This is a genomic window from Methylophilus sp. (genome assembly GCF_035460085.1).
Lineage (GTDB): Bacteria > Pseudomonadota > Gammaproteobacteria > Burkholderiales > Methylophilaceae > Methylophilus.
The window spans coordinates 1-5,157 of the sequence record NZ_DATHWZ010000094.1 but is presented as its reverse complement, the minus strand read 5'-3'; the positions used below and the strand labels follow the sequence as shown (position 1 = coordinate 5,157).

The window sequence follows — 5,157 nt, the reverse complement described above, 5'->3', positions numbered from 1 at the left end:
TGTTAAAACCAGGCTGACCCCCGCCAACAGCGGTTATTTCCTGAATGGCAAAAAATTCTACTCGTCAGGCGCATTGCTGGCGGATTGGGTGCCAGTGGTGGCAAAAGACGAGAACGATAACACCGTGGTGGCGTTTGTCCCGGCTGGCGCTGAAGGCCTGACCATTATTGATGACTGGTCCAGCTTTGGCCAGCGCACTACTGCCAGCGGCACCACTATCCTTGACAATATTTTTGTCCCTAGCGAACACGTGGTGCCACATCACCTGGCGTTTGACCGCCCAACCGCCATGGGCCCGGTAGCACAGATCATCCAGGCCGCGGTGGATACCGGCATTGCCCGTGCGGCATTTAAAGATACGTTGCATTTTGTGCGCAATTACACCCGCCCATGGATAGATACCGAGCTGGAACATGGCTACGAAGATCCGCATACCATCAAGGATATCGGCGACCTGCAAATCCGTATCCATGCGACTGAGGCTTTATTGGCGCGCGCCGGGGAATATATTGATGAAGCGCAGCGCAACCCGAATGAAGAAACGGTGGCAGAAGCTTCAATTGCGGTGGCAGAAGCCAAAGTACTCAGTACTGAAACCGCCTTACTGGCGGGTAGCAAATTGTTTGAACTGGCTGGCACGCGCTCTACCCTGGGTGAATATAACCTGGATAGACATTGGCGCAATGCCCGCACCCATACGCTGCATGACCCGGTGCGCTGGAAATACCATGCAGTGGGCAATTACAGCCTGAACAAGGTGAAACCGCCCCGCCATCCGTGGATTTAATCAGGAAGTATTTAAAAGCTGCAAAATAAACCCGCCGATTGGCGGGTTTATTTTGATAATAAGTCAGATGTGATTTTGTATTTCATAAATTAAACATTTGATTTCATTTACACCCTCAATGCTGATATCGCGATTGACTGATTTTGAATATTTACTGGTAATTTTTATTACCTTTTGGCGAATAGACTCCAAATATGGATCATTAATTGGCCAAGAGATAAACATATCAAATTCATCATGATCAGTGGATTCATCAGAAATTAAGTTATTGAGAGCTGAAATAACATCCGATTTATCGAAGCTTGCGTGCTGAGATTTGGCTTTCATCCCAGCCCAAGTAAAAAAAGCGATGAATGCCACGATAATCAAGCTTGTTGTCAATATGGTACCCACACACAACACCTAACGTTTGAAATAAGAGGCTGGCTTTAGCCAATGCCTTTTGAATAACGAGTTAGGCATGCTATAGCTACACGTCAAAGCTACCATCCCAAGGCTTGAAGAATGCAAAGTCATTTGGTAGGAGGTGCACGCTTTCATAATTATCTTCTGGTTTAGATGCGTCTACGAGACCAAAGGTAAATCCGTCAACTTGTACAGAAAACAGTTCTATTTGGACATCACAAAAATGATGATCTTTAAGAGCACTCACCATCTCATCACGTATCTTTCTAGCGCGAGTCAAATAGATAAGCTCACCAGCGGACTCTGTTCCCGTAAATATAGCATCTGTTTTCAAGTGTCTACCATCTGGTGTGAACGTGTGTAACACAGCATACCAGCGCTTATGTTCTTCCCAGTTTTTAGGTATTGGAATAGGTAACGTCGCGGTAATTAAAGCCATGAATTGGCCATGTGCGTATTTGCCAATTGTTTTTGTGTAGTAATCTGGGATTCTTTTAATTTTTATTTTGCTTGGAATTGTCAAAACTGAACCCCCTAATTTGCCTAACTTTTGAGTAAGGGCGCCCCGCTTGAATATTGTGGTATGCACCCTATTACAAATATTGAATGTGAAAAAGAAAATCAGTCTAACGTCTTAATAAAGGAGCTGGCTGTAGCTAGCCCCGCTTTAACGATGGGTTGACTCCGAATTTCGCCTGGAGTGCCGCAACGAACCTGAACAGGTGCTCAACAAGCCAAGTGACATCCTCTCTTAATTCACTCCACAGTGCATCTGAAACAAAGAGATCAGTGGGTGTCTTAGGATGCATAAGTAAGTGGCGCTTTTCGAGAACACGTTGTGCTTTTTGCCACTCTGGACCACCAAAATTAGGTGCAGGCTGAAGTTCAAACAGCTTATACGCTACCTTTAAAGTCCGTTTGATTCGTTCATTAGCACTTATACCTTTTTCGGAAAGCAAAGCTTGTTTTTCTTTAGTGCTGAGTTCAGGCGAAACACATTCGAAACTAACGGCACACATTTCCCTAAAACAATGTGCATAGCCTTCAATAAGCGATGCGCTCACACGGACGTAGTTACGTCGCCAATGCTGTGTGTCGGATTCACTATCAAGTAAAGCAATCAAGTCCCCGCGCAACTCGTTCGACAAAGCGAAGTAGTTGTCGAAAGCGGCGTCCATACGCTCTTGTGGTGTCATGTTTCTAATGTCTAACTAAGGAGCGATGCACATCGGCACACTGTCCCGCTTGATAGATATTAGGCATACAGACCTACTGATTTTCATCATACGGCTCACACTGCCAAGAACTGCCGATGGCTTCGCGGGTTGCAAACCACCCACGTGGAAGCGTGCCGAGAATACCAATTGATCTGTCACTTTCGTAAATGCAACCAAGGCATACCATTAAGCACTCGTCACCCTCCTTAATGTCACCATCAAAGAACTGCCAGTCACCATTAGGGCAATGAAATGCTCGCAAAATTGGTAATTTATCAGCCCATAGGCGAACTGTAGTAAACCCCGATGAATTCTGTGGGTCTTTGAAGGGCCATGTACTTTGCAAAAAAGAATGATGATGGTCGGTAATAGTACTCATAGGTGGTAACTAAAGTAGGTATCCTAAATGACGCAAAACTCTACGCCATTGATGCTTTTGTGGTTAACAAATGACGCATTCTATGATGCGTATTGAATCACTTGTGTATTATTAGGGCATCCTAAATCAATTATGCAAATACGTCACTAAATCGATCACACTAAGTCTGACATCAGCGCTCAATCGATACTTAGTATCAATAAACAAGCCCGCTGCAAGAAGGCTTGTTTGTATCGAAAAGTGATATTAATCAAGATACTTCATAGCAGCATCGAGCAATCTTGTTGAGTTTTGCGAGGTGTCGGCTGTGCCATACTGTTTAAAATCAAAAGGCAGATGTTGTGCGCGATAGGCTTTTAGATCTGCAATGGTAATGGCTTTCAAGCCGTGTTTTTTGGCAAAGCGCAACAAGTCAGGGCGTCTCGCCATGCTGCCATCTTCATTGACGATTTCGCATAGCACACCCGCGGGACTGAGACCTGCCATTGCAGCCAGATCATAAGCGGCTTCGGTGTGGCCGGGGCGTTCCAAAACGCCACCTAACCTGGCGCGGAGGGGGAATATATGGCCGGGGCGCAGAAAGTCGCTGGCGCGTGTGCTTGGGTCAGCCAGTTTGCGCAGAGTTAATGCGCGTTCGGCTGCAGATATGCCGCTCGTTGTCCCATGTTTGTAATCCACACTGACAGTGAATGCGGTACGAAAAGGGTCGCTGTTTTGCGTAACCATCTGCGGAAGTTGCAGTTCACGCAGTCGCTCTTCGCCCATGGCGACGCACACTAGGCCACTCGTATGCCTCACCAAAAAAGCCATTTTTTCAGTAGTGATTTTTTCGGCGGCGATGATCAAGTCACCTTCATTCTCACGGTCAGTATCGTCAACCACAATCACGAATTCTCCATTGGCAATGGCTTCAATTGCCTCGCTGACAGCATCGAACTTCTCGGTATTATTTTGCATTTTAAAAACCACTCCTTATTCTTTTTCGCCCAGGTTCAATAACCTTGCTGCATTGCCGTAAAACACTTTTTCCAGTACTTCATCCCTGAAACCCAGTTGAATGAAATCATCTATCGTTTGCTGCATAGGCCGGAACGGATAAGAAGTGCCAAACAACAGCTGGTCGCCCAAAAACTTGTTGGCGGCCTGCACATAGAGTTCTGCACCAGGCTGGAAGATATACATATCTGGTACCAGGTATAAGTTGGGGTAGCGGAAGGCAGCACCAACGATTTCGTTCACAAACGGGTAATAGCCGTGGAAACAAATGATGTTTAAATCCGGGTATTTCCTGGCTAGCCTGGCGACCGCATTCGGGTGCGCATAATCCAGGTCTGGCGTGGTAGGCCCTGACATCACGCACACCGGCACCTTGTGGTGCTGGCATGCCTGATAAACCGGATCAAATATCGGGTCATCTACATAACGTGCAGGCTTGCCGAAACCTGGTTCAATATTGATCGCCTTGAACTGGTGTTGATTGATCGCCTGATCAATCGCTGCCAATGCACTTTCAACACCGCGTGTTTCTATATCTATCGATCCAAGCCCGACCAGCTTCGGGCTTTGTTTGACTAGTTGAGCGACCTGATTGTCGTCTATGGTCAGATCGGGCGTTTCACGACCAACCACCACGGCAAAATCAATACCCGCATCATCAATTTCCTGCAGGTATCCTTCAACTGTATAAGAGCGCCGGAAATGTTCAGGTTCCTTTGAGCCTACGCGCTGGTTTAACCACTTTGCGGTTTCATACGAGGGTGTGCTTGGGGTTGCGCCAAAAAAGTCATGCAAAAAAGCAGGACGGTTACGCATATCAATTATTTTTTGTTTCATAAAATCAATTCAATCAAGTGTTAAGCGTAAAAACTCGGGGTGGGATAGCTGCCGTTCAGTGCCCAGTCACCCAGGTCTTTCAGTTTGTAATCCACCGGGTCATGCAGGGTGTATACCCGCAAATTGCGCCAATACCTGTCCATACGCAGTTTGGCGGTGGTGGCCCTTGCACCGGCGACTTCGAATATGCGTGTCGTTACATCCAGGCCAGATTTAGTGGCGTTTACCTTGGCTGAGAACACCGCCAGCGCCAGTTCACCTCTGGTTTCCTCGTCTAACGAAAGGTCTTTTTCCCAGGCCTGATCCAGCAAAGTGGCTGCGTGATCAGCAAGGATGGCAGAGGCATGCAGACCGGCCCAGAATTCGCCGTAATGCAGCAGAGTGAAAGGATCTTCGTGTATGGTTTGCGCCAGCGAGCCAGACCAGACGCGGCTGTTGCTGCTGGTGTACTTGACGCCTTCTTCCAGCGCGCCTTCGGCAATACCAATGTAGATATTGGTGAATATCAATTGCGCGACCAGCGAACGCAGGCTGGC

7 protein-coding genes are annotated in these 5,157 nt (G+C 47.2%); 1 reads left to right on the top strand and 6 read right to left on the bottom strand.

The genetic code is table 11. The features are described from left to right. The coding region (locus VK958_RS13320) for an SfnB family sulfur acquisition oxidoreductase (RefSeq protein ID WP_325242156.1) at positions 1-787 on the top strand (787 nt) is incomplete at its 5' end. Between the two features lie 63 nt (positions 788-850). On the opposite strand, the gene VK958_RS13315 is transcribed toward VK958_RS13320, so the two are convergent. From VK958_RS13315 to VK958_RS13290, 6 genes are all read right to left on the bottom strand, one after another. Further along, positions 851-1,180 carry a hypothetical protein gene (locus VK958_RS13315; protein WP_325242154.1) on the bottom strand — a complete coding sequence of 110 codons (330 nt, stop codon included), beginning with the start codon at positions 1,178-1,180 and terminating at the stop codon, positions 851-853. 76 nt (positions 1,181-1,256) lie between these two features. After that, positions 1,257-1,631, bottom strand: coding sequence for a hypothetical protein (locus VK958_RS13310; protein WP_325242152.1), 375 nt, complete (start codon positions 1,629-1,631; stop codon positions 1,257-1,259). Positions 1,632-1,848: 217 nt separating this feature from the next. Next, the gene (locus VK958_RS13305) at positions 1,849-2,388 is read right to left on the bottom strand and encodes a hypothetical protein (protein WP_325242150.1); all 540 of its coding nucleotides are present in this window, start codon (positions 2,386-2,388) and stop codon (positions 1,849-1,851) included. Between the two features lie 646 nt (positions 2,389-3,034). Further along, complete coding sequence (ribB, locus tag VK958_RS13300) at positions 3,035-3,745, bottom strand: 3,4-dihydroxy-2-butanone-4-phosphate synthase (RefSeq protein ID WP_325242148.1); 711 nt, start codon at positions 3,743-3,745, stop codon at positions 3,035-3,037. A 15-nt stretch (positions 3,746-3,760) separates the two neighbouring features. Then, the gene (locus tag VK958_RS13295) at positions 3,761-4,621 is read right to left on the bottom strand and encodes an amidohydrolase family protein (RefSeq protein WP_325242146.1); all 861 of its coding nucleotides are present in this window, start codon (positions 4,619-4,621) and stop codon (positions 3,761-3,763) included. A 20-nt stretch (positions 4,622-4,641) separates the two neighbouring features. After that, positions 4,642-5,157 (bottom strand): acyl-CoA dehydrogenase family protein (locus VK958_RS13290; protein ID WP_325242144.1); only part of this gene is annotated, 516 nt, incomplete at its 5' end.